This is a genomic window from Pseudoxanthomonas beigongshangi, from assembly GCF_016820515.1.
Classification (GTDB): domain Bacteria; phylum Pseudomonadota; class Gammaproteobacteria; order Xanthomonadales; family Xanthomonadaceae; genus Pseudoxanthomonas_A; species Pseudoxanthomonas_A beigongshangi.
The window spans coordinates 154,088-176,315 of sequence record NZ_JADHDV010000007.1; the positions used below are offsets into that span (position 1 = coordinate 154,088).

At 69.1% G+C, this 22,228-nt stretch carries 23 protein-coding genes; 8 read left to right on the plus strand and 15 right to left on the minus strand.

Going from position 1 to position 22,228, the window contains the following annotated elements:
* Position 1: 1 nt before the first annotated feature.
* From IQ458_RS07460 to IQ458_RS07470, 3 genes are read right to left on the minus strand one after another with little or no spacing between them, the layout of a single operon-like run.
* Entirely contained in the window at positions 2-565 is a 564-nt protein-coding gene (locus tag IQ458_RS07460) for a YceI family protein (RefSeq protein ID WP_203322387.1), read from the minus strand.
* Positions 562-1,161, minus strand: coding sequence for a cytochrome b (locus IQ458_RS07465; protein ID WP_203322388.1), 600 nt, complete (start codon positions 1,159-1,161; stop codon positions 562-564). Before IQ458_RS07465 ends, IQ458_RS07460 begins: the two co-directional genes overlap by 4 nt.
* Positions 1,139-1,834: a YceI family protein gene (locus tag IQ458_RS07470; RefSeq protein WP_203322389.1), complete on the minus strand. Its 696-nt coding sequence runs from the start codon at positions 1,832-1,834 to the stop codon at positions 1,139-1,141. Before IQ458_RS07470 ends, IQ458_RS07465 begins: the two co-directional genes overlap by 23 nt.
* Positions 1,835-1,941: 107 nt before the next feature.
* Here IQ458_RS07470 and IQ458_RS07475 point away from each other — a divergent pair, with 107 nt between their 5' ends.
* Positions 1,942-5,484 (plus strand): ATP-binding protein, encoded by a 3,543-nt coding sequence (locus tag IQ458_RS07475; protein WP_203322390.1) that lies wholly within the window; start codon positions 1,942-1,944, stop codon positions 5,482-5,484.
* A gap of 145 nt (positions 5,485-5,629) precedes the next feature.
* A complete protein-coding gene (locus IQ458_RS07480; RefSeq protein ID WP_203322391.1) occupies positions 5,630-6,616 on the plus strand; it encodes a hypothetical protein in 987 nt (328 codons plus the stop codon).
* 218 nt (positions 6,617-6,834) lie between these two features.
* Here IQ458_RS07480 and IQ458_RS07485 read toward each other — a convergent pair whose 3' ends face one another.
* From IQ458_RS07485 to IQ458_RS07500, 4 genes are all read right to left on the minus strand, one after another.
* Entirely contained in the window at positions 6,835-7,482 is a 648-nt protein-coding gene (locus IQ458_RS07485) for a hypothetical protein (protein ID WP_192197362.1), read from the minus strand.
* Positions 7,483-7,505: 23 nt separating this feature from the next.
* Positions 7,506-8,579, minus strand: a complete 1,074-nt coding sequence (gene hemE, locus IQ458_RS07490; RefSeq protein ID WP_203322392.1) for a uroporphyrinogen decarboxylase — start codon at positions 8,577-8,579, stop codon at positions 7,506-7,508.
* A 114-nt stretch (positions 8,580-8,693) separates the two neighbouring features.
* The gene (locus tag IQ458_RS07495) at positions 8,694-8,945 is read right to left on the minus strand and encodes a WGR domain-containing protein (protein WP_183643884.1); all 252 of its coding nucleotides are present in this window, start codon (positions 8,943-8,945) and stop codon (positions 8,694-8,696) included.
* A 29-nt stretch (positions 8,946-8,974) separates the two neighbouring features.
* A complete protein-coding gene (locus IQ458_RS07500; RefSeq protein WP_203322393.1) occupies positions 8,975-9,928 on the minus strand; it encodes a GlxA family transcriptional regulator in 954 nt (317 codons plus the stop codon).
* 93 nt (positions 9,929-10,021) lie between these two features.
* Between IQ458_RS07500 and IQ458_RS07505 the strand changes: the two genes are divergently transcribed.
* Both IQ458_RS07505 and IQ458_RS07510 read left to right on the plus strand, forming a co-directional pair.
* Positions 10,022-10,648, plus strand: coding sequence for a cysteine hydrolase family protein (locus IQ458_RS07505; RefSeq protein WP_203322394.1), 627 nt, complete (start codon positions 10,022-10,024; stop codon positions 10,646-10,648).
* A gap of 122 nt (positions 10,649-10,770) precedes the next feature.
* Positions 10,771-11,082 carry a cupin domain-containing protein gene (locus tag IQ458_RS07510; RefSeq protein ID WP_203322395.1) on the plus strand — a complete coding sequence of 104 codons (312 nt, stop codon included), beginning with the start codon at positions 10,771-10,773 and terminating at the stop codon, positions 11,080-11,082.
* 1,261 nt (positions 11,083-12,343) lie between these two features.
* On the opposite strand, the gene aroB is transcribed toward IQ458_RS07510, so the two are convergent.
* Both aroB and IQ458_RS07520 read right to left on the minus strand, forming a co-directional pair.
* Entirely contained in the window at positions 12,344-13,453 is a 1,110-nt protein-coding gene (aroB, locus tag IQ458_RS07515) for a 3-dehydroquinate synthase (protein ID WP_203322396.1), read from the minus strand.
* A complete protein-coding gene (locus IQ458_RS07520; protein WP_203322397.1) occupies positions 13,450-13,992 on the minus strand; it encodes a shikimate kinase in 543 nt (180 codons plus the stop codon). The genes aroB and IQ458_RS07520 overlap by 4 nt, the downstream gene beginning before the upstream one ends.
* 102 nt (positions 13,993-14,094) lie before the next feature.
* On the opposite strand from IQ458_RS07520, the gene IQ458_RS07525 reads away from it, so the two are divergent.
* Complete coding sequence (locus IQ458_RS07525) at positions 14,095-14,298, plus strand: dodecin family protein (protein ID WP_141453826.1); 204 nt, start codon at positions 14,095-14,097, stop codon at positions 14,296-14,298.
* Between the two features lie 142 nt (positions 14,299-14,440).
* Here the strand turns inward: IQ458_RS07525 and IQ458_RS07530 are convergent, their stop codons facing one another.
* Positions 14,441-15,256 (minus strand): kinase, encoded by an 816-nt coding sequence (locus IQ458_RS07530; protein WP_203322398.1) that lies wholly within the window; start codon positions 15,254-15,256, stop codon positions 14,441-14,443.
* Between the two features lie 62 nt (positions 15,257-15,318).
* Between IQ458_RS07530 and pdxH the strand changes: the two genes are divergently transcribed.
* Genes pdxH through IQ458_RS07545 form a run of 3 tightly spaced genes read left to right on the plus strand, consistent with a single transcriptional unit; the run spans position 15,319 to position 17,171 of the window.
* Complete coding sequence (pdxH, locus tag IQ458_RS07535; RefSeq protein ID WP_203322399.1) at positions 15,319-15,921, plus strand: pyridoxamine 5'-phosphate oxidase; 603 nt, start codon at positions 15,319-15,321, stop codon at positions 15,919-15,921.
* On the plus strand, positions 15,918-16,373 hold the full coding sequence (gene aac(6') / locus IQ458_RS07540; RefSeq protein WP_203322400.1) for an aminoglycoside 6'-N-acetyltransferase: 456 nt from the start codon (positions 15,918-15,920) through the stop codon (positions 16,371-16,373). Before pdxH ends, aac(6') begins: the two co-directional genes overlap by 4 nt.
* Before the next feature lie 3 nt (positions 16,374-16,376).
* A complete protein-coding gene (locus tag IQ458_RS07545) occupies positions 16,377-17,171 on the plus strand; it encodes a cobalamin-binding protein (RefSeq protein ID WP_203322401.1) in 795 nt (264 codons plus the stop codon).
* A gap of 22 nt (positions 17,172-17,193) precedes the next feature.
* Here IQ458_RS07545 and IQ458_RS07550 read toward each other — a convergent pair whose 3' ends face one another.
* The 5 genes from IQ458_RS07550 to IQ458_RS07570 form a co-directional block, all read right to left on the minus strand.
* Positions 17,194-18,606 (minus strand): MFS transporter, encoded by a 1,413-nt coding sequence (locus tag IQ458_RS07550; protein ID WP_203322402.1) that lies wholly within the window; start codon positions 18,604-18,606, stop codon positions 17,194-17,196.
* 89 nt (positions 18,607-18,695) lie between these two features.
* Positions 18,696-19,160 (minus strand): DUF4426 domain-containing protein, encoded by a 465-nt coding sequence (locus tag IQ458_RS07555; protein ID WP_183643852.1) that lies wholly within the window; start codon positions 19,158-19,160, stop codon positions 18,696-18,698.
* 14 nt (positions 19,161-19,174) lie between these two features.
* Entirely contained in the window at positions 19,175-20,014 is an 840-nt protein-coding gene (gene proC / locus IQ458_RS07560; RefSeq protein ID WP_203322403.1) for a pyrroline-5-carboxylate reductase, read from the minus strand.
* A complete protein-coding gene (locus tag IQ458_RS07565; protein ID WP_203322404.1) occupies positions 19,942-20,493 on the minus strand; it encodes a hypothetical protein in 552 nt (183 codons plus the stop codon). The genes proC and IQ458_RS07565 overlap by 73 nt, the downstream gene beginning before the upstream one ends.
* A gap of 75 nt (positions 20,494-20,568) precedes the next feature.
* Positions 20,569-21,828, minus strand: a complete 1,260-nt coding sequence (locus IQ458_RS07570; protein ID WP_203322405.1) for a hypothetical protein — start codon at positions 21,826-21,828, stop codon at positions 20,569-20,571.
* Positions 21,829-22,228 lie beyond the last annotated feature (400 nt).

The following is a 22,228-nucleotide window of genomic DNA, read 5'->3' on the forward strand; positions in this document are numbered from 1 at the left end:
CTTACTTCGCCGGCTTCAGCACCACCTTGGTGCTGATGGCGACATCGTTCGGGATGGTCTTGGTGTCGGCCCACTCGCCGCCGCCGACGCCGAAGTCCAGGCGCTTGACCGTGGCCTTGCCGGCCAGCACCGGCTGCGCGCCCGGGGTCCAGGTGAAGGTCAGGGTGACCGGCTTGCTGACGCCACGCAGGCTCAGGCTGCCGTCGGCGGCGTACTGGTTGCCGCCCAGCGCGCGGAATTTGGTCGCGGTGTAGCGGGCCTGGGCGAACTTGGCGACGTTGAAGAAGTCGCCGGTCTGCAGCGTGCTGTCGCGATCGTCGTTGCCGGTATTAGTGCCGGCGAGCTGGATGGTCACGTCCAGCTTCGAGGTGGCCAGGTTGGCCGGATCGAAACTCAGCGTCGTGTTGAAGCCGCCAAATTTGCCGGTGAAGGTTTCGCCCTGGTAATTGCTGGCGAACACCAGCGTGGAGCCCGGCGCCTGCACGTAGTCGGCGGCGAACGCGGGCAGGGCGGCGGCCAGCAGCAGGCCGGCGGCGATGAAGCGGGTGCGGGGGAGACGGATCATGGTGCGGTGTCCTCGGGGGGGGGCGCGGTGGGGGAGGCGATGGCCGGGCGACGGCGACCCGGCAGCATCCGCCGCAGGGTGTCGTCGTTCTGGAACAGGTGGTGGTAGAACGCGGCGCCCGCATGCAGCAGCACCACGACCACCAGCACCCAGAACATCGATTCGTGCAGGGTTTCGGCCAACTCGTGCAGCTCCGGATTGCGGGCGGTGATGGCCGGCAGGTTGACCAGCTTGAACCATTGCAGCGGATAGCCCGCCGAGGAGTTCAGCACCCAGCCCGACAACGGCATGGCGAACATCAGCCCGTACAGCGCCACGTGGGTGAGCGAGGCGATGCGCTGCTGCCAGCCGGGCGTGCCGGGGATCGCCAGCGGCGCGCCGGCGTACACGCGCCAGACAAGGCGCAGCGTCACCAGCGCCAGGATGGTCAGGCCGATCGACTTGTGCAGCGCATAGATGTTGATCTTGCGCGGTCCGTTGGGCAGCTCGCCCATGGTCAGGCCGATGTAGGCGATGACCAGCAGCAGGACGACGATCAGCCAGTGCAGCGTCTGGCTGACGACGCCCCAGCGTTCAGGGGTGTTCTTCAGGGTCATTGAGGGTGGGCTCCCGAGGGGTGGCTGGGATGGTGGCCGCGTCGGCGGCCGCTTCTTCGCTATCGTCGACCTTGCCCGTCCGTGTGGCTTCGGCCTCGATGCGGAGTTCGACGGAATCGCCAATCACCGACTTCCATGCGGTGATGCCGAAATCCGAGCGTTGCAGCGTGGTGGTGGCGGAAAAACCGGCCGTGCGGCGGAACGGCGGCAGCGGATGGCGCTTGAGCGCATTGAGTCTGACGTCCAGGCACAGCTCGCGATCGGCGCCATGCAGGGACAGGGTGCCGCAGACCGAGGCGTGGTCCGCTCCGGCCGGTTCAATCCGGTTGGAAACGAAACGCGCTTCGGGGAAGCGCTCGGCATCCAGCAGGTTGCCGGCCAGCACCGCCCGGTTCCACTTCTCGTCGCCGAAATCCGTGCGTGCCAGCGGTACCGTGACATCGAGCCGCGCGGTGCTCCAGTCCTCGGGATCGAACACCAGCGTGCCCGTGCTGCCGGAGATCGTGCCGATGGCCTTGGAGAAGCCGGCATGCTCCACCGCGAGCATGATCCGCGTGTGGACCGGATCCAGCGCGTACGCCACCGGACCCGCCGCCCAGGCAGGGCATGCGCAGGCGAGCAGCGCGAGCAGGGCGCTGGTCCGGGCACGGCGATATGGGCGCGTTGGAGTCATGAACGGGGATTCTAGGCGGGCCCGGCTGAAGATACCCCGCTTGCGCCTGCAACGGTCCGTTGCGACGATTCGGGCCGGGGAACCACGGCAGAACAGGACACGACGGCATGGGATGGCGGATCTGGATGTTGGCGGCATGGCTGGCCTGCGCGACAGTGCAGGCGGGCGTGCCGGAGATTCCGCGTTTCCGGATGATGACGGTGGCCGACGGATTGCCGTCCACCACCATCCCCGCCATGGCCCGCGACCGCGCCGGCTACCTGTGGCTGGCCACCTGGGATGGCGTGGCCCGCTATGACGGCGTGAACTTCAAGGTGTGGCGGCATGATCCGGATGATCCGGCCTCGCTGCCCGGCAACGTCGTCCAGGCGCTGCACGTGGATGGCCTCGACCGGGTCTGGGTCGCCACCGAGAACGGCGGCCTCAGCATGATGGGACCCGAGCGCCGCGGATTCCGCCATTTCCGCAGGGCCCAGTATCCGCAGATGGGCAGCGACGATGCATTCGCCATCGCCAGCCACGGTGGCGAGGTCTGGTTCGGCACCTTCGGCGGCGGCCTGCATCGGATCGGCACCGACGGTCGCGTACAGCGCTTCAACGCGGTGGAAGGCGATCCGGCCAGCCTGCCGTCCGACAACGTGCTGTCGCTGGCCTTCGATCCGACCGGCCAGTTGTGGATCGGCACCATGAGCGGCCTGGTCCGGTACGACGGCAAGCGCATGCTGCGCGAAGCCCTGCCCGGCGGGGAGTCGCTGATCATCTATTCGGTCACCGTCGACGGCGATTCGATCTGGGCGGGCACATCGTCCGGCATGTATCGCTGGCGTCGCCAGGGCGGTTGGAGCACGCCGCCATGGTCGCCGATGTTCGAACGACCCAACGCGGTGATGGCGATGGCCGCCGATGGGCACGGCGAATACTGGCTGGCAAGCCAGGGCGGGCTCTGGCATACCGACGGCGATCGCGCGCCCGCGCCGATCGCGCAGGACAGCCAGGGCGTGGGCGTCGGCCGCGTGTTGCAGACGTTGCTGATGCAACCCGATGGCGGTCTCTGGGTGCCGGTGCCGACGCGCGGCGTCGCCTACCTGCGCTCGGACTGGCGGCGGATCGCGTCGTTCACGCCCACGCAGGGCCTGGGAGGCGGGCTGTATCGCGGCCTGGCCACCTCGGCCACCGGTACCGGCGTGTGGCTGGTCAGCAGCATCGGCGGGGTCGAGCGACTGGACACGGCCAGCGGCGAGGTGGAGCCGTTGGGCGTGCACGCGCAGCGGTTGAAGGAACTGCGCTTCACCTCGGTGCTGGAGGATCGCGAGGGACGCCTCTGGCTCGGCCATCGCAACGGCATCATCCGCATCGATCCGCGCAGCGGCGAGAAGCGCGAATGGTCGAATGCCGAAGGCCCGGATCAGGTGCCCGACGGCACGTCGGTGGACTGGCTGGTGCAGACCGGCGACGGCACGCTGTGGCTGGCGACCCAGATGGGGTCGCTGCAGCACCGGGATGGCGCGACCGGGCAGGTCATCGACAGTCTGGCCCGCTCGGAACAGGACAGCGAGCCGAGCGAGATCGAAACGATGCTCGCCGGCCCCGACGGCCAGTTGTGGACGGCGAGCAATCGCGGCATCGAGCGCTGGGATCCCGGCCAGCACCGGTTCGTCACCGTCATCGGCGCGGGCGTGGAGCGGGTGCTGTCCTTCGCCTTCGTCGCGCCCGACGAATTGTGGCTGCATCGGCTCTCCGGCCTGGAGCACTGGCGGCAGCGGGAAGGCCGATGGGTACAGGTGCGGCAGATCGCGCCCCGACAGGGATTGCCGGCGCTGGAATCGACCGGCATGACCATCGATCCGGAAAAGCGGGTGTGGCTGGCGACCCGCCGCGGCCTGTTCCGGATCGAGGCACCCGATGATCAGGCGCCGGTGCGGGTGCGCAATTTCGGCGTGCGCGATGGCCTGATGAGCCAGGAATTCAACGACCGCGGCCTGCTGATGGCGGGCGGCGGCCTGTTGGCCGGCAGCACCGCCGATGGTTCGGTGATGCTGCTGGACACGGCGTTGCCGGATCCGCCGCCGCTCACCCCGCACCTGCTGCTGGCCGGATTGCAGGTGAACCAGCGCGACCGCACCGTGCAGTTGCCGATGAATGGCGGCTTCGAACTGCTGCCCGATGACCATGACCTGCAGGTCAGCCTGCGCCTGCTCAGCTACGAGGATCCGCTGGCGCATCGTTACCGTTCCTGGCTGGAAGGCTTCGATCAGGGCTGGGTCGAACAGGGCGCCAGCGGCGAGCGTTCGTTTTCGAACCTGCGTCCCGGCCACTATCGCCTGCGCCTGCAGGCGTTCGACGCGGCGGGCAACGCTTCGGGGGAAAAGCAGCTTTCGTTCGAAGTGCTGCCGCCCTGGTACCGCAGCGTCTGGGGCATCAGCCTGTTGACCGCGGCCGGCGCCTTGCTGCTGGCGCTGCTGGCCGCCGCCTACCGGCGCCGGGTGCGTCGTCGCACCGAATGGCAGCTCAACGAACACAAGCGCGAAGTGGCCGAACAGGCTTCACTGGCCAAGACCCGCTTCCTCGCCACCCTCGGCCATGAAGTGCGCACGCCGATGACCGGCGTCCTGGGCATGAGCGAACTGCTGCTGGCGACGCCACTGACCGACACCCAGCGCCATTACACCAACGCCATCCAGCGCGCCGGTTCGCACCTGCTGCGGCTGGTCAACGACGCACTGGACCTGGCCCGCATCGAGGCCGGCAAGCTGGACATGGATGCGCAGGAAGTCGATCTGCGCGCGTTGATCCGCGAGGTCATCGACATGACCGCGCCGATGGCCGAGAAGCGCGGGCTGTCGTTCTCCGACGAATGCGACGAGGACGTGCCTTCGCACGTGATCGTCGATCCGATGCGGATGCGGCAGATCCTGCTCAACCTGCTAGGCAACGCCATCAAGTTCACCGAGCGCGGCGGGGTGGGCCTGCGCGTGCTCCCGTTGCACCCGCAGGGCGTGCGCTTCGAAGTCAGCGACACCGGGCCGGGCATCAACGCCGAACAACAGGCGCGCCTGTTCCAGCGTTTCGAACAGGGCGATGGCGCGCGCACCACCTCGCGCTACGGCGGCAGCGGACTGGGCCTGGCGATCTGCCAGGAACTGGCGGTCGCGATGGGCGGCAGCATCCGGGTCGAAAGCCGACCGGGCCTGGGCACCCGCTTCATCGTGGAACTGCCGCTTCCGCACGTCGTGCCGGCGGCGGCCGGCACGCCGCGGGCGGCGGTGTCGGCGCAGGCGCGGCGGATCCTGCTGGTGGAAGACGACATCACCGTGGCCGAAGTGATCGCCGGACTGCTGCGCGCGCGCGGACATCATGTCGTGCATGCCGCGCACGGACTGGCGGCGCTGGGCGAAACCGCCGGGCAATCGTTCGACGTCGCCCTGCTGGATCTCGATCTGCCGGGACTGGACGGGCTGGCATTGGCGCGGCAACTGCGCCTGGGCGGCTTCAACGCGCCGCTGATCGCCATCACCGCCCGCGCCGACGCCGAGGCCGAACCACAGGCGCGCGCGGCCGGCTTCGACGACTTCCTGCGAAAACCGGTCACCGGCGACATGCTGGCCGATGGGATCCTGCGTGTCTGTGACGGGCGGGCGGACGGCACATGAACGGCCGGTCGGGCCGGCAGTAGCGGAGGTGAATGATGCGCAAGCGAGACAGCGGAAGGAGCGGCGACATGGGGCGGCAAGGAGTCGCGTCCTTCTCCCGTGATGTCGACCACGGTGATCGCGCGCGCGCCGGAGCCGCTTCGCCATGAGCGGCGGATTCCGTGCCCGGAACGGCCGTCGCCTGTCGTGGTGGTTGTTGCTGTTCGCCACGCCCACGGTGATGGCAGGCGAACCGGACACGCCGCGGAAGGATGAAGCTGCACCGTTCCTGGGCGGCTTCCTGACCGAAACGCGAATCCTGTATCCGCTGAAGCTCGAAGCCTGGGAGGCACTCGGGGAACATCGTTTCGAACTTGCCGAACTCGGCGCTTCGGTCCGCTACCAGGATCCGTCCCGGGAAGATCGCTGGCTGGACGCCTACTTCTATCCCGCCGGCGTGCTGCCGCCGGATCGCCTGCGCAAGGACGTCCAGCAGACGGTGGACGAAATCAGCAGCCTGGCCGGGCGCGCGAACAGTTACGAGCGGGTCGGGATGGGAACCCTGCGACCGTTCGTCATCACGCTGGGCAAGGGCAAGGAGAAGCGGGACCTGGAAGCCTATTCGGTGTCGATGCAGCTCCGGCGCAAGGGAAAGGGCTACCACTCGGCGATGGTGATGCTGGTGCACGACATGTACTACATCAAGACCCGCATGACGGTGGAGGAGGATCAGCTCGAGCAGGAGCAGATCCGGACCCTGCTGGAACAGAGCACCACTGGACTTGTTCGTGCCCTGCGCGTGTCCAACACCGGCAAGTGCTGGAATCCCGCGCCCATCGTGGCGGCGACGGCGCCACTGGAACTCGGGCGGCCGGGCATGGTGGCCAGTGCCGACAAGGACGGCGTGATCTGGGGCGTGGCGTATGCGGATCGGATCGAGGTGCTGGATCCGCAGACTCCCCAGGCCCGCGTCCTACAGGTGGTGGCGGGGAACGCAATCGGTCGCATCGGACCCGGTTGCAAACCGCCGGAAGACATGAATCCGGCAGTACCGGAAGACATGCGCGAACTACGCTTCGAGTACAGCGCGCCGAAAGACGACACCGACGGCACCGCGCCGCGCCTGCGGGGACAGCGTACGGGCGCGGGGTGACAGTGGGGGGGAGGTATGTGCGTGCGTTTGCTGTCAGCCGTTGTGTTCCTGCAAAACATCAGTCCGACAAGACCACCCGATCAACCCCCTTTGAAAAAGGGGGCGGGCACCCGCGAAGCGGGTGACGGGGGATTTGCTTTTTGCGCCCAAAGCAAAATCCCCCTCAATCCCCCTTTTTCAAAGGGGGAGGCAAAAGCCTAGCCTTCCCCAATCCCCGCCTAATCAGCCCACCCTTCCGCGTAGATCGTCCGCGATGCATCGTCCGGATCCGCATGAATCCAGATGCCGCTGATTTCGTCCACGCGCAGGTACAGCGCGCCTTCGCTTTCTTCCATCGTGCATTCGGGCGCGCCTTCGCGTTCCTGGCGCGTATGGCGCTTCACGCAATCTGCTTCCAGCTGCGCGCGCAGATCGGCGGCGACCTGCGCGTAGGGTTCGGCCAGTACGTACTGGTGATCGCCCCAGAGTTCGGAATCCATCCGCCGGATCTCGCTCACCGTGTGGCCGGCCAGCCAGACCCGGCCGGGCTTGAGGAACGCGGTCGCGGTCAGCGCCATCAGCGCGGTCTCGCCCTCGGGCGCTTCCATCGGCTGGCAATCCAGGTGAATGCGATCCACCGCCTCGCGCCAGGGATAGGGCAGTTCGTCCACGCGGCGCGCGCGCACGGCCTCGCAGCCGGGCGTGCGCGGCAGGCCGTTGTCGTCCAGCGGCGGCGGCAGGCCGGTGTCCTGCACCAGCATCGGGAAGTCGTCGCCACGCACTTCGATCGTCACCGGTGCGCGTTCGTCGGCCAGCGCCGCGGAGGCGGCCAGGCCGGTGGTCATCAGGACGAGGGCGAGGGAAAGCGCGTGGGGGCGGCCGTCCATTGCGGGCTCCGGAAAAGTCGCGCCTACCGGGCGCTGAACTCGTGCACGGCATCCACCAGCACGGCAACGTGCTCGGGATTCATGTCGGGCGACATGCCGTGGCCGAGGTTGAAGACGTGGCCGTCGCGGCTGCCGTCCGCACCCGCGGCGTAGCTGTCCAGGGTCGCCTTCACCTGCGCGCGGATCGCGTCCGGCGAACCGTACAGCACGGCCGGGTCCAGGTTGCCCTGCAGCGCCACCTTGCCGGCGGTGCGGCGGCGCGCGTCGGCCAGTTCGATCAGCCAGTCCACGCCCACGCCTTCGGCGCCGCTGTCGGCCAGCGCTTCCAGGTGCGCGGCGTTGCCCTTGCCGAACAGGATCAGCGGCGTGCGATCCGCGCCCTCGCCACGTTCCAGTTCACGCGCGATGCGGGTCAGGTAAGGCAGCGAGAACTCACGGTACATCGCCGGCGACAGCACGCCTCCCCAGGTGTCGAACACCTGCAGCGCCTGCGCGCCGGCCGCGCGCTGCGCCGACAGGTAGGCGATCACCGCGTCGGTGTTCACCGACAGCAGCCTGTGCAGGGTGGCCGGATCGTTCAGCGCCATTGCCTTGATGCGCGCGTAATCCTTGCTGCCGCCGCCTTCGACCATGTAGCAGGCCAGCGTCCACGGGCTGCCGGAGAAACCGATCAGCGGCACCTGTCCGTCCAGTTCGCGGCGGATCAGGCGCACCGCGTCCATCACGTAGCGCAGTTCGGTCTCCATGTCGGGCACGGCCAGCTTTTCCGCATCGGCGGCGGTGCGCACGGTGCGTTCGAACTTCGGGCCTTCGCCTTCGACGAAGTACAGGCCCAGGCCCATCGCGTCGGGCACGGTCAGGATGTCGGAAAACAGGATCGCCGCGTCCAGCTTGAAACGGCGCAGCGGTTGCAGGGTGACCTCGCAGGCGATCTCCGGATTTTTCGCCATGCCCAGGAAGCTGCCGGCGGCGGCGCGGGTGGCGCGGTACTCCGGCAGGTAGCGGCCGGCCTGGCGCATCAGCCAGACGGGCGTGCAGTCGACGGGTTCGCGCTTGAGCGCGCGCAGCAGGCGATCATTCTTCAGGGAGCTGGACATCATGTTCCTTGTGGGGGAATCCGGCAGTGGTTTCGCCGGGTGGAAAAAGAGGCGTGGCGCGGGCGACGCATGCGGACCTTCAGGCGGCGCGGACGGCGGCCGCCGCGGAGAGGCTCACGGCTGTGGCGCTCCCTGCGTGAAGGTGATCTGGTAGCCACGCTTGAGGTGGGTGTCGCGCGCTTTCTCGAAGGCCGCGTCGGCCTCGGATTGCAGCAGGTACTGCTCGCGCTTGAGTTGCGCGCGCCCGCCGATCTGTCCGCTTTCGCGCAGCAGCTCCCAGCCGCCGAACAGGTCCGGTTGCAGGGTCAGCTGGACGTAGCGGGGAGCTTCGCCCGTCTCGGGGCGTTGCTGGAGGAAGACGCGCATGGGGCGGATTGTAGCGAAGCGGCGGCCGTTCAGCCGCCGCGGAAGCTGCGCCGGTAGGCCGAGGGCGAGGTGCCCAGGGCGGCGGCGAACCGCTGGCGCAGGGAGACGGCGCTGCCGAAACCGGCCTCGGCGGCGATGTGGTCCAGCGGCCGGTCGGTGGTTTCCAGCAGCCGCTGCGCCCGCGCCAGCCGCTGGTGGGCCAGCCAGTCGCCGACGCTGGTGCCGATGGCCCGGCGGAACCGGCGGGTGAAGGTGCGCCGGCTCATCAGCGCCCGGTCGGCCAGTTCGTCCACCCCCAGCCGCTGGTCCAGGTGCGCCAGCGCCCAGGCCAGTACCGCGCGCAGGCGGTCGTCGCCCGGATCGGCCGGCAGCGGCTGCTCGATGTACTGGGTCTGGCCGCCCTGGCGATGCGGCGCCACCACCAGCCGGCGGGCGATCCGGTTGGCGACCTCGGCGCCGTGATGGCGACGGACCAGATGCAGGCAGCAATCGATGCCGGCGGCGGTGCCGGCCGAGGTCAGCAGTTCGCCATCGTCCAGGTACAGCACGTCCGGCTCCAGCCGCACCTTCGGGTAGCGGCGGGCGAAGGTGTCCAGCGCGGCCCAGTGGGTGGTGGCCGGACGCCCGTCCAGCAGCCCGGCGTCGGCCAGCACGAAGGTGCCCAGGCACAGGCCCACCAGCCGGGCGCCGTCCGCATGGGCCCGGCGCAGGGCCTGGCACAGCGCCTCCGGCGCCGGTTCGTCCTGGTCCCGCCAGGACGGGACGACCACGGTATCGGCGCCTTCCAGCCCTTCCAGCCCGTACTCCGGTTGCAGGGCGAAGCCGGCGTCGGTGCGCAGCGGACCCGGCTCCACCGCGCAGACCCGCAGGTCGAAGTCGGGCAGGCCCGGCGCCGGCCGCGACTCGAACACCAGGCAGGGCACCGACAGGTGGAAGGGGCTGATGCGGTCAAAGGCGACCACGGCGATGCAGTGCAGGGACATGGCCCGATTCTATCGAAAGATGCGCTTCGGGCCACTCGTGGCGTTCCGGCCCGCTGCCCAGAATGCCGCCACACCCCACCGGAACCGACCGCCATGACCTCCCCCCGTCGCGCCCTCATCGTCATCGACGTCCAGAACGAGTACTTCACCGGCGGCCTGCCCATCGAGCACCCGCCGGTCGGCGAATCCCTGCCCAACCTGCTGCGGGCGATGGACGCCGCCCACGCGGCCGGCATCCCGGTCATCGTGGTCCAGCACACCGCCCCGGCCGGCGCGCCGGTGTTCGCGCCCGGCACCGCGACCTGGGAACTGCATCCGGACGTGGCCGGCCGGCCGCGCGATCACTACATCGAGAAATCACTCGCCAGCGCGTTCACCGGCACCGATCTGGCCGACTGGCTGGCCACGCGCGGCATCGATACGCTCGCCGTGGTCGGCTATATGACCCACAACTGCGACGCCTCGACAATCTACGAAGGCGCGCATCGCGGCCTGCGGATGGAATTCCTGCACGACGCCACCGGCGCGCTGCCCTACGCCAACGCGGCCGGTTCGGCCAGCGCCGAGGAAATCCACCGCGTCTTCAGCGTGGTCTTCCACAGCAACTTCGCCGCCGTGGCTTCCACCGCCGAATGGATCGCCGCGCTCGACGCGCAGGCACCGCTGCCGATCGACAACGTGCCGCAATCCAACCTGCGCGCCCGCGAAGCCGTGGCCTGATCCCCAACCTGTGGGAGCGACGTCAGTCGCGATGGGGCTTTCCCGCGATCTTCATCGCGACTGACGTCGCTCCCACAAGGAAGCGATCGGATCTCGATATTACTTGCCTCCACGGAGCTCCCATGAACCTCATCCGCAGCCGCGACTACACCGCCGATCGTGCCTGGGACGCGCTCGACATCGCCCATCTGGACGGCACCAGCGTTCGCCTGCACTGGACCGACCAGCCATACCGCTGGCACGTCAACGACGGCCAGGAGGTGTTCGCGGTGATGGACGGCCGCGTGCGCATGCATTGGCGCGAGCACGGTGTCGAACACTCGGCGGTACTGGAATCCGGCGACATGTTCCATGCGCAAACCGGCACCGAGCACCGGGCCGAACCGCTCGGCGTGGCGCGAATCCTGGTGATTGAACGCGAAGGCAGCGTGTAGCCGTCGGATGCGCAGGTACCGGCAGCGCCCAGCTTTTGCCCCTTCCCCCGCCTGCGGGGGAAGGTCGGGATGGGGGCCGCTTCCAGCGGCGTGGGAACACCGGGACGTTCGCCCCCACCCCAGCCCTCCCCCGCAGGCGGGGGAGGGAGCCAAGTCGGTGGGTCGTTCGTGTTCCATGCGGACACCGGTACCGGGCATCGGGCCGAACCGCTCGGCGTGGCGCGAATCCTGGTGATTGAACGCGAAGGCAGCGTGTAGCCGTCGAACGCGCAGCTACCGGCAGCGCCTAGCTTTTGCCCCTTCCCCCGCGCGCGGGGGAAGGTCGGGATGGGGGCCGCTTCCAGCAGCGCGGGAACACCGGAACGTTCGCCCCCATCCCAGCCCTCCCCCGCAGGCGGGGAAGGGTGTGGAATTCGTGTACGTGCGCGCTACGCAACCTGTAGGAGCGACTTCAGTCGCGATGGGGCTTTCCCGTGATCTTCATCGCGACTGACGTCGCTCCCACAAGGGAGGAGGAATTCAACCTCCCCCGAGCACCCTCAACATTTGCGCCTCATCCACATCCGGCAGCACCNCCAAGTCGGTGGGTCGTTCGTGTTCCATGCGGACACCGGTACCGGGCATCGGGCCGAACCGCTCGGCGTGGCGCGAATCCTGGTGATTGAACGCGAAGGCAGCGTGTAGCCGTCGAACGCGCAGCTACCGGCAGCGCCTAGCTTTTGCCCCTTCCCCCGCGCGCGGGGGAAGGTCGGGATGGGGGCCGCTTCCAGCAGCGCGGGAACACCGGAACGTTCGCCCCCATCCCAGCCCTCCCCCGCAGGCGGGGAAGGGTGTGGAATTCGTGTACGTGCGCGCTACGCAACCTGTAGGAGCGACTTCAGTCGCGATGGGGCTTTCCCGTGATCTTCATCGCGACTGACGTCGCTCCCACAAGGGAGGAGGAATTCAACCTCCCCCGAGCACCCTCAACATTTGCGCCTCATCCACATCCGGCAGCACCTCGGCGCGACCGACGGGCACCCGCAGCGCCAGGCTTTTGCCCCTTCCCCCGCCTGCGGGGGAAGGTCGGGATGGGGGCCGCTTCCAGCAGCGCGGGAACACCGGGACGTTCGCCCCCACCCCAGCCCTCCCCCGCACGCGGGGGAGGGGGCCGAATCCGTGTACACGCCGAACGCTACTTGTAGGAGCGACGTCAGTCGCGATGGGGCTTTCCCGCGATCTCCATCGCGACTGACGTCGCCCCCCACAAGGATGGGGAAGTTCAGCCTCCCCCGAGGACCCGCAACACCTGCGCCTCGTCCACGTCCGGCACCACCTCGGCGCGGCCGATGCCACGCCACAGCACCAGCCGCAGGCGGCCGGCCTGGTTCTTCTTGTCCAACCGCATCCGCGCCAGCAAAGCTTCCGGCGCCAGTCCGGTCGGAATGGCGATCGGCAGGCCGTACGCATGCAGCAACGCAATCAACCGTTCTGTATCGGCATCGCCTGAAAGGCCCAGCATCGCCGACAGCCGCGCCGCCAGCACCATGCCCACCGCCACCGCTTCGCCGTGGTTGAGGTTGTCGTTGTCCGGGCTGCCGTAGCCCTGTTCGGTCTCGATGGCGTGGCCGAAGGTGTGGCCCAGGTTGAGCAGCGCGCGCTCGCCGCGCTCCAGCGGATCCCGTTCGACGATTTCCGCCTTGTGCTCGCAACTGCGCGCGATCGCCTGTGCCAGAACGGTCGGATCGCTTTCCAGCAGCGCGTCGCGTTCGGCCTCCAGCCACTGGAAGAACAGCGGGTCGCGGATCGCGCCGTACTTGATCACCTCGGCCAGGCCGGCGCGCAGTTCGCGCGGCGGCAGCGTGCGCAGCGCGTCGGTGTCGGCGAACACCGCGCGCGGCGGATGGAACGCGCCGACCAGGTTCTTGCCCTGCGGAATGTCCACCGCGGTCTTGCCGCCCACCGAGGAATCCACCATCGACAGCAGAGTGGTCGGCAACTGCACGCAGTCCACGCCGCGCATCCAGCAGGCGGCTGCGAATCCGGCCAGATCGCCGACCACGCCGCCGCCCAGCGCGAACACGCAGGCGTCGCGGGTCGCGCCCAGAGTGGCCAGCGCGTCGATGGCGTGGCCGAAATGCGCCAGCGTCTTGGAGGCTTCGCCGGCCGGCAGGATGAAAGTGCCGATGCCCAGTTCCGGGCGCGCGGCGTGCAGCGCTTCGCGTACTGCCGCCGCATACAGCGGCGCCACCGTCGAATCGCTGACCAGCAGCACGTGGCGGCCGCGCACATGGCGGGCCAGGGCGGCGCCATCGGCCAGCAGGCCGGGACCGATGGTGATCGTGTAGGGAGTGTCGCCGCCGACGGCGACGGTGCGGAAAAGCGGATTCATGCGGGGGTCTCTTGCCGCCGCCAGTGCGTGGCCAGCAGGTGGCACAGGCGCAGGGTGGCCTCGGGCGGCATCAGGTGATCGGTATCGAGGGTGAGATCGGCGACTTCGGCATACAGCGGCGTGCGGGTGCGCGCCATTTCCTCCAGCACCTGCTCGCGATCCGGGCGTTGCAGCAGCGGGCGGTTGGTGCAGCGGGCCAGGCGCTTGAGCTGTGCCGGCACGCTCACGCCCAGGTGGACGACGAAACCGCGCCGGCCCAGCAGGGCGCGGTTGTCGGCCGACAACACCGCGCCGCCGCCGGTGGAGATCAACCGGCCTTCGCCGGCCAGCAGATCGCGCAGCACCTCGGTCTCGCGTTCGCGGAAACCGGCCTCGCCGGCATGCTCGAAAATTTCCGGGATGGTGGCGCCCGCCCGCTCGACGATGGCCTGGTCGGCATCGATGAACACCAGCCCGAACCGCTCGGCGACACGCTTGCCGATCGAGGTTTTGCCGGCGCCCATCGGGCCGACCAGGACGAGGTTGGGGGCGGGATTCATCGCCGGGGATGCTAGCACCCGTGGCGGGCCCTTAACACGCGCTGGCCTAGGGTGGACACCCCGGCGGATGCCCGCCCAGCCACAGCAAAAGGAAGAAACGCCATGTCTGTCGCCAAGATCATCGAAATCAACGCCGCCTCCAAGACCAGCATGGAAGACGCGGTGAAGGTCGGCTTGAAGAAGACCTCCGAGACGGTCAAGGGCATCAAGGGCGCTTGGGTCAACGAGATCAAGGTGGTGACCGACGACGCCGGCAACGTCACCGAATGGCGCGTCAATTTGCGCATCAGCTTCGTGGTGGCGTAACCCCACAACAACCCTCCCTGTGGGAGCGACGTAAGTCGCGATGGGGCTTTCCCAGGGTGTCAGTCGCGATGAGGCTTTCCCGCGGCGGCTATCGCGACTTACGTCGCTCCCACAAGGAGGAAGGAAGGAGGAGGGGGAGGCTTCACCGAGGCCGTCGGCGCTCATCCAGCGCCAGCGTCCGATCGGCCAGATCCGGCAGCGTGCGCAGCGCCTGCCGGCTGACCCGCTCGAAGAACTGCACAAACCTCGCCACGCCGGCGTCGTCCATCGACGCGACGTCCGGCCGCGCCCGCGCCAGCTCCCGCTCCTGCTGCGCGCGCCAGCCGGCGACCACCTCGAAGCCCGGCGGTTGCAGGAACCACAGGCGATCGAATCGCCGCCACAGCGCCGGATAGTCGCGGCGCAGCGCGTCGTTGCAATACCGCCGCCAGCGGCCATTGCCGTCCTGCTCGCGCTCCAGCGCGTTCAGTGGCTCGCGCAGCGCGTCGTCCCGCTCGGCCGGCGTGCCGAGGAACCAGCCCTCGAAGATCACCAGATCCGCCACCTCCAGCCGTTCCCACGCCGACTCGGGCGCACGGTCGTCCGCCAACTTGTCGAAGCGCGGCAACGTCGCCGGCCGCCCCGCGCGCAGCGCATCCAGCAGATCGCAGGCCAGTCCCACGTCGTGCGTGCCGGGCGGACCGCGGGTGGCGAGCAGGGGATGCACCTCGCGCGCCAGTTGCCCGCGTTCGGCGCGGGTCAGGTAGACATCGTCGATGGACAGCACCGCCGGATGCCGACCGCGCGCCCGCGCCAGCGCGTCGATCTGTGCCGCGAACGTGGACTTGCCGGAACCCTGCAAACCGCTGATCGCCAGCACCGGCACGGCCGCGCGCACCGACAGCGCCGCCGCCAGCGCGGCCTCGACCCATTCGGATGCGAAGCCCTCGCCGTTGCCGGGATGCGTGGATGCGGACATCGCGCGACAATAGCGCATGACCGCCGCGCGCCGCGCGGCACCCTCGACCTGCCGGGTGCGCAATGACCGATCTGTATGCCGAAGCCCTGACCACGTTCGCCGGACTCTACGAGGAAGCCCAGGCTTCCCCGCGCGAACTGGAAGCCAATGCCATGACCGTGGCCACCGCCACCCCAGACGGCCACCCGTCCGCGCGCACCGTGCTGCTGAAGGCCTTCGACGAACGCGGCTTCGTGTTCTACACCCACCTGCACAGCCACAAGGGCCGCGAGCTGGAAACCAATCCGCGCGCGGCGCTGCTGTTCCTGTGGCGCAGCCTGCGCGATGCCGGCATCCAGGTGCGCATCGAAGGCGCGGCGGAGCAGGTCGACGCGGCCGAGGCCGACGCCTACTTCGCCTCGCGCCCGCGCATGAGCCAGATCGGCGCCTGGGCCTCCCACCAATCGGAAACGCTGGCCTCGGCCGAGGCTTTCGACCAGCGCATCGCCGAAACCGAAGCGCGCTTCGCCGGCCAGGACGTGCCGCGCCCCAGCGGCTGGAGCGGTTTCCGGGTGGTGCCGGAGGCGTTCGAGTTCTGGTACGGCGCGCAGTTCCGCCTGCACGAACGCTGGCGCTACGAGCGCGACGCCGCCGGCCAGTGGACCAAGCGGATGCTGTTCCCGTGAGCGAGGGGTGGCGCATCCGCCAGGCGCAACCCCGCGACACCGCCGGCTGGGCGCGCCTGCGCCAGGATCTGTGGCCGATGGACGAACCCGGCCAGCAGGCCGCCGACATCCTGGATTTCCTGGCCGGCGACGCGGCCGGCTTCCTGGCCACCGATGCGGACGGGCAGGTGATCGCCTTCGCCGAGGCCAGCCTGCGGCACGACTACGTCAACGGCACCGAGGCCTCCCCGGTCGGCTTCCTGGAGGGCTGGTACGTGGATCCGGCCTGGCGCGGCCGTGGCATCGGCCGCGCGCTGGTGCGGGCGGTGGAAGCGTGGACGCGCGAACAGGGATGCAGCGAACTGGCATCCGACGCGCTGCTCGACAACCGCGACAGCCAGGCCGCGCACGCCGCCTGCGGCTTCGAGGAAACCGAGCGCGTGGTGTATTTCCGCAAGCGCCTGGACGACTGACGCATGGGCCCGCAACGCATCGTCTGCCTGACCGAGGAACCCACCGAAACGCTGTACGCGCTCGGCGAGCAGCACCGCATCGTCGGCATCAGCGGCTTCACCGTGCGGCCGCCGCAGGCGCGCCGCGAGAAACCCAAGGTCAGCGCGTTCACCAGCGCCAAGATCGGCGAGATCATGGCGCTCAAGCCGGATCTGGCCATCGGTTTCTCCGACATCCAGTCCGAAATCGCCGCCGAGCTGATCAAGCAGGGCGTGGAAGTGTGGATCGCCAACCACCGCAGCGTTGACGGCATCCTCGACTACATCCGCCGGCTGGGCGCGCTGGTCGGCGCGAGCGACAAGGCCGACGCCTACGCGCGCGGCATCGAGGATGGCCTGCGCACCATCGAGCAGGCCGCCGCCGCGCTGCCGCGCCGACCGCGCGTGTACTTCGAGGAATGGGACGAGCCGATCATCACCGGCATCCGCTGGGTCGCCGAGATCGTGCGCATCGCCGGTGGCGACGACGTGTTTCCGGAACTGTCGATCGAACCGCTGGCGAAGCAGCGCATCCTCGCCAATGGTGACGAAGTGGTGCGGCGCGCGCCCGACATCATCCTGGGATCGTGGTGCGGCAAGAAATTCCGCCCCGAGCGGGTCGCCGCGCGGCCCGGCTGGGACACGATCCCGGCGGTGCGTGACGGCGAACTGCACGAGATCAAATCACCGCTGATCCTCCAGCCCGGCCCGGCCGCGCTCACCGACGGCGTGCGCGCGATCGCCGACATCGTGCAGGCCTGGGCCGCGCGCCACGCCTGAGTCGCGGGCGAATCGGCACGCTTCAATCGGCCGGACGCACGCGCCCGGCCAGCAGCGCACCGAGGACCGCCAGCACGACGGTCATCCCGAAACTCAGTCCGAACGCCAGCGTCGGCGCGCGATCCAGCAGCGCCGCCACCAGCGATCCGGCCAGCGCGAGCACCGTCGCGATCGCCAGCGCGTCCATCAACTGCAAGGCGGAACTGTTGCGCCCCTGCGCCTGCGGCGGCGACAGCGAGAGCGTCAGCACCGACAGGCTGGGGTAGGTCAGGCCCATGCCGATGCCGGTGATCGCCCAGCCCACCAGCGCCAGCCCCAATCCACCCGGCAGGAACACCGCCAGCGGCAACGGCAGGATGCCGATCGCCATCATCGTCAGGCCAATCCGCAGCAGCGTCGCGCGCGACCACGCACGCCGCGTGTTGCCCTGGTACCAGGAACCCATCGACCAGCCCAGCGCGCCGACACTCAGCGCCACACCCGCCCACAGCGGCGACAACTTGAACTGCTGCGCCAGCATCAGCGGAATGAACACCTCGGCGCCAAAGAAGGTCGCGCTTGCCAATCCGCGCAGCGCGATCACGCTCGGCAACCCGCGCCGCAGGCTCAGGCTGCCGTCCGGCAACAGCTTGCGCGTCGCCCAGATCAAACCCATCAGTGCCACCGCCAGCAGCAGCGCGCCGCGCGCGTCGTGCCGCTGTCCGGCCAGATGCAACGCGCAGGCCGCCGCCGCCGCAAGCCCGGCCCACGGCAACAGCGATCGCCCGCCGGTGGTTTCGGCGATCGTCGGTGGTAACGCCTTCAGGCCGGGCCGCAATGCCCAGGCTGCCGGAATCGCCAGCAGTGGCACCGCCAGGAACACCCAGCGCCAGCCCACATGCTCCACGATCAATCCACTGACGCTCGGGCCGATCAGCGAAGGCACCACCCATGCCGCCGAGAACGCGGCAAACACGCGCGGGCGCAGCGCCTCCGGATACGCGCGCGCCACCACCACGTACAGCGCCACCGACATCGCGCCGCCGCCAAAGCCCTGTACAACGCGCCCCAGCAGCAGCACCGGCATGTTCGGCGCCAGTCCCGCCACGATCAGGCCGGCGACGAACCACGCCACGCCCCACCAGACCACGCGCGTGGGACCGTGCCGATCACTGGCGCGGCCGGCGTGCACCATGCCGACCACACTCGCGGCCAAGGTGCCGGCGAACGCCAGCGCGTACAACGACAGGCCGTCCAGCGCCCGCGCCACGGTCGGCATCGCGGTCGCGACGGCCAGCGCCTCGAATGCGCCCAGCGACACCAGGGCCACCATGCCCAGGGTCATCGCGCGACGGCGCGGCGACAGCAGGCCGTCCTCGGCGGTTGTGGTGATGGCCGGAGCCGGATCGGCCGCGATATCGGGGCCGGCGGAGGAAGACAGGGACGACGATTCCATGGAAGGAGAAGCGGAGCGGGGGAGTCGCGGAGCTTGCGCCCTCAAGCGCGGTTGAGGTCAACCGGCGCGCGCACGCCGTGCCGCGCCGCTCAGAAATTGCGCTGGAACTGCAACTTCTCGCTGCGGCCGTCGGCGCGCACGGTCAGGTCAAACCGATAGGTATCGCGCGGACCGACCTTGAGCGTGCCGATGTGGTCAACGTAATCACCGGTGCGCACCGCGCGGAACGCCAGCGCCTGCCGCTTGCCGGACAGATCCCGCGCCTCACCCTCGACCTCGCCCTCGGTGACGCTTTCCTCGCCGCCGGCCACCCGGCGCAGGGCGATCACCACCAGCGCGGTGCCGGCCTCGCGCTGCACCTGGTACTCGCGCGCCACCGCCTCGCTCAGCGACAGCGTCGGCAGCGCGTTGAAATGCACGCGCAGGGAACCGAAATCCTGCTGCGCCTGCACCGGCTGCACGAACTCGGCGGCGCGCGGCGCTTCGCCGGCCGAACACGCGGCCAGGGCGAGAGACAGGGTGCAGGCAATCCAGGCGGTCTTGATGGTCTTCATGGCAGTCGTCGATGTCAGTCGTTGGCGGCGGACAGTTCGCGTCCGCGTTCGGTGGCGGCGTGGATGGCTTTTGCGACCAGTGCCTCAAAGCCGCCGGCCTGGAAGGTCTCGATGGCCGCCTGGGTGGTGCCGTTGGGCGAGGTCACCCGCGCGCGCAGCACGCCGGCCGGCTCGCCGGATTCGACCAGCATGCGCGCAGCACCCAGCAGGGTCTGCGTGGCCAGCTCGCGCGCCGCGTCCGGGGACAGGCCTTCGGCTTCGCCGGCCGCCTGCATCGCTTCGGCCAGCAGGAACACATAGGCCGGCCCGCTGCCGGACACCGCGGTGACCGCGTCCATCAATGGTTCCTCGCCAATCGCCACGGTTGGTCCCACCGCCGCCAGCAACGCGGCGGCGGCGTCGCGCTGCGCGGCGTCGGCGCGATCGTTCGCATACAGCCCGGTGATGCCGGCGCCCAGCAGCGCTGGCGTGTTGGGCATCGCCCGCACCACCGCCACATCGCCGCCCAGCCAGCGCTCCAACTGCGCGGCGGTGATGCCGGCGGCAATCGAAATCGCCAGCGGTCGCCGTGCCTGCGCCAGCGCGGACAGATCGCCACAAACCGTGCGCATCACTTGCGGCTTGACCGCCAACAGCCAGACCTCGGCGTCGGCGGCCGCATCGGCGGCGCTCGCGTGCACCCGCACGCCGAAGTCCCGCGCCAGCGCATCGCGCAGCGCCTCCACCGGCTCGGCCACGTGAATGGCTTCCGGCGCATGTCCGCGCGCAATCAGCCCGCCAATCAGGCTGCGCGCCATGTTGCCGCCACCGATGAAAGCGAGCGGAGTGGACGAAGACGAGGCGGGCGATGGCATGGACGTGATCCGTGGGAAAACCGCGGTGATTCTAGCGCAGCCTCTGCGCCGGCAAGGGCTGCCGCTAGAACAGGCTGCAACGCCCGCCCTGGCCCAACGTCGCGCCGAGCATGACGCCAACGAAAAAACAGCACCACCGCCAGAATCGCCGCGTCGGACAACAGGATGGACAACCGCCGGTGCTTCCGCACGCGATGCAGATGCCACGCGAACATCGTCCCCAGTCCCGCTGCCCATGCGATGCCCGCCACCGCCGGCGCCATCACGCTGCCGCCCACCAGCATGATCAGCGCGTAGCCCCAACCCGCCTTTCCGCACACCGGCAGCCAGTAGCCGAAGCAGGCGACCCAGGCCAGCACCGGCAGGGCGAACAGCGTGAAAGCAGCCGCGCCGATTCGCTGGGCGGGGGAGAGGGGAGGGGGCGATCGGAGTTCCATTTCATTCACTTCCAAGGGGGCGGAGAACCGGCGAGTGATCACGGTACATCGCGTGCCGGCGAAAACAGCATCCTCAGCATCATGTCGAAGACCTTGTTTGGATGCACGTACCAGGTATCACCGCGCGCCCCGATGAGTTCCAGCTCCAGCGAGCCGTCGTGATCGCGCCGGGCCGGCGACGCGAGCGCGGCAATCAGGGCGTCCACCTCCTTCACGGTGACCGGAATCCCCGCGTCCGCACGTTGCTGGAACCGCCCGGCGGCCACGGCGATGTCCGGAAGCTGGCAACGGACGGCGACGCGCGCATGACGGCTGTATTCGAACGGAAGCGCTTCCACCTGCATGGCCGTGCATTGCGCCTGTTTCCCGGCGACGACCATCTGCCGGGACAGGGGCCTGGATGCGTTGCTGGGGTATCTCTTCAAAAAGCCGGGCGAGTTTTCCGCCCTCACGATGGGGTAGGAACGTGCCCGTCAGTCGGACGACTGCCACGTTCTCGTCCCATGCAGTCTCCTCGTCGAGCGAATTAAGCAGATCCGCCAACGTGGTGCCGGGTTCATCCCGGGCGGGGTCCAACGAGGATCGCAGATAGTCGTCCAGCTTCTTCCGGTCCGCGACCACGAAACCCAGATGTGCCCGCAGATACAGGTTGGCCGCCGGCACCGCGGTGGCCGGGGCGTCGGCATGTTCGAGCAGGGCCAGGAAGTATTCCATCCACTGCGCTGGCAGCATCGTCCGCCAGCCGCCACCGGTATCGCGATGCATCAGCATCTCCGCATCGACCGTGCGCAGCGGTGCCCGTAGCAGGGCCATCGCGGCGTCCAGGTGCGTGCGCAACAGCGCGTCCACCGATACGCTGTCGCCGTGTTCCCGCAAGGTCGCGGCATGCCGCAACGCGACGGCGGCATCGGGCAAATCACAGCGGAAGCGGACCATCGCCTCGCCCGCCTCTTCCGGCGTGGCGGCCCCGAAGAACGCACTGGATGCATCCAGTGCATGGCAGCGTGAGCGGCGCACCCCCTCCGTCATCGCCTGCGTGATCGCGCCGATGCGCGACGTGAGCGCCGGTGTTTCCGCCACGCCACGCGCTGCGAGTGCCTCTTGCAGCCGACGTTCAATCGCGACTCCGGGCAGCGAAGGGATGTCGCATCTTTCCGTGCAGGACGAAGGCGTCTCGTTCCGCAGATACGCCGACAGTCGCTCCACCTGCCGCGCCTCGGCCTGAAGATAGGCTTGCAGATGGATATCGGCCGCTTCCACCACGGAGACGGATGCTGCGGCATGCAGATCAAAGCCGACGGCCGCAAGCAGCACCAGCACGAATGCACGCTGGCGCCAACGACCGGTCAAGAAATCAAATGGCTGACAGCTTCTCACGCCTTCTCCTTCCAGCACTGCGAGTAGAACGAGCCGCACACGCACACAGCTCCCTCCCCCGCGTGCGGGGGAGGGCTGGGGTGGGGGCCCCCCAACGCAAACGCCGCATGTCCTCCCCGCACGACGACAGCCTCGCCCCCATCCCAACCTTCCCCCGCAAGCGGGGGAAGGAGCGACGCCGACGAGAAAACGAACGAAACACGCGCACCGCTCCCTCCCCCGCGTGCGGGGGAGGGTTGGGGTGGGGGCCCCAACGCAAGCACAGCGTGTATTCCCCGCACGATGACAGCCTCGCCCCCATCCCAACCTTCCCCCGCAAGCAGGGGAAGGGGCAGTGCACGGACATCGCAAACATGCGTGACATGGGCGAACGTGGTACGCCCCCGATTCCGTAGACACC

Excerpts from the sequence above, each read along its gene's own strand:
- aroB (WP_203322396.1), bottom strand. The coding sequence starts at position 13,453 with ATGAATCCGCTTTTCCGCACCGTCGCCGTCGGCGGCGACACTCCCTAC.
- hemE (WP_203322392.1), bottom strand. The coding sequence starts at position 8,579 with ATGTCCAGCTCCCTGAAGAATGATCGCCTGCTGCGCGCGCTCAAGCGC.
- IQ458_RS07505 (WP_203322394.1), top strand. The coding sequence starts at position 10,022 with ATGACCTCCCCCCGTCGCGCCCTCATCGTCATCGACGTCCAGAACGAG.
- IQ458_RS07485 (WP_192197362.1), bottom strand. The coding sequence starts at position 7,482 with ATGGACGGCCGCCCCCACGCGCTTTCCCTCGCCCTCGTCCTGATGACC.
- IQ458_RS07550 (WP_203322402.1), bottom strand. The coding sequence starts at position 18,606 with ATGGAATCGTCGTCCCTGTCTTCCTCCGCCGGCCCCGATATCGCGGCC.
- IQ458_RS07475 (WP_203322390.1), top strand. The coding sequence starts at position 1,942 with ATGGGATGGCGGATCTGGATGTTGGCGGCATGGCTGGCCTGCGCGACA.
- IQ458_RS07545 (WP_203322401.1), top strand. The coding sequence starts at position 16,377 with ATGGGCCCGCAACGCATCGTCTGCCTGACCGAGGAACCCACCGAAACG.
- IQ458_RS07500 (WP_203322393.1), bottom strand. The coding sequence starts at position 9,928 with ATGTCCCTGCACTGCATCGCCGTGGTCGCCTTTGACCGCATCAGCCCC.
- IQ458_RS07465 (WP_203322388.1), bottom strand. The coding sequence starts at position 1,161 with ATGACCCTGAAGAACACCCCTGAACGCTGGGGCGTCGTCAGCCAGACG.
- IQ458_RS07460 (WP_203322387.1), bottom strand. The coding sequence starts at position 565 with ATGATCCGTCTCCCCCGCACCCGCTTCATCGCCGCCGGCCTGCTGCTG.
- IQ458_RS07555 (WP_183643852.1), bottom strand. The coding sequence starts at position 19,160 with ATGAAGACCATCAAGACCGCCTGGATTGCCTGCACCCTGTCTCTCGCC.
- IQ458_RS07470 (WP_203322389.1), bottom strand. The coding sequence starts at position 1,834 with ATGACTCCAACGCGCCCATATCGCCGTGCCCGGACCAGCGCCCTGCTC.
- IQ458_RS07495 (WP_183643884.1), bottom strand. The coding sequence starts at position 8,945 with ATGCGCGTCTTCCTCCAGCAACGCCCCGAGACGGGCGAAGCTCCCCGC.
- proC (WP_203322403.1), bottom strand. The coding sequence starts at position 20,014 with ATGCCATCGCCCGCCTCGTCTTCGTCCACTCCGCTCGCTTTCATCGGT.
- pdxH (WP_203322399.1), top strand. The coding sequence starts at position 15,319 with ATGACCGATCTGTATGCCGAAGCCCTGACCACGTTCGCCGGACTCTAC.
- IQ458_RS07510 (WP_203322395.1), top strand. The coding sequence starts at position 10,771 with ATGAACCTCATCCGCAGCCGCGACTACACCGCCGATCGTGCCTGGGAC.
- IQ458_RS07480 (WP_203322391.1), top strand. The coding sequence starts at position 5,630 with ATGAGCGGCGGATTCCGTGCCCGGAACGGCCGTCGCCTGTCGTGGTGG.
- IQ458_RS07530 (WP_203322398.1), bottom strand. The coding sequence starts at position 15,256 with ATGTCCGCATCCACGCATCCCGGCAACGGCGAGGGCTTCGCATCCGAA.
- IQ458_RS07525 (WP_141453826.1), top strand. The coding sequence starts at position 14,095 with ATGTCTGTCGCCAAGATCATCGAAATCAACGCCGCCTCCAAGACCAGC.
- IQ458_RS07520 (WP_203322397.1), bottom strand. The coding sequence starts at position 13,992 with ATGAATCCCGCCCCCAACCTCGTCCTGGTCGGCCCGATGGGCGCCGGC.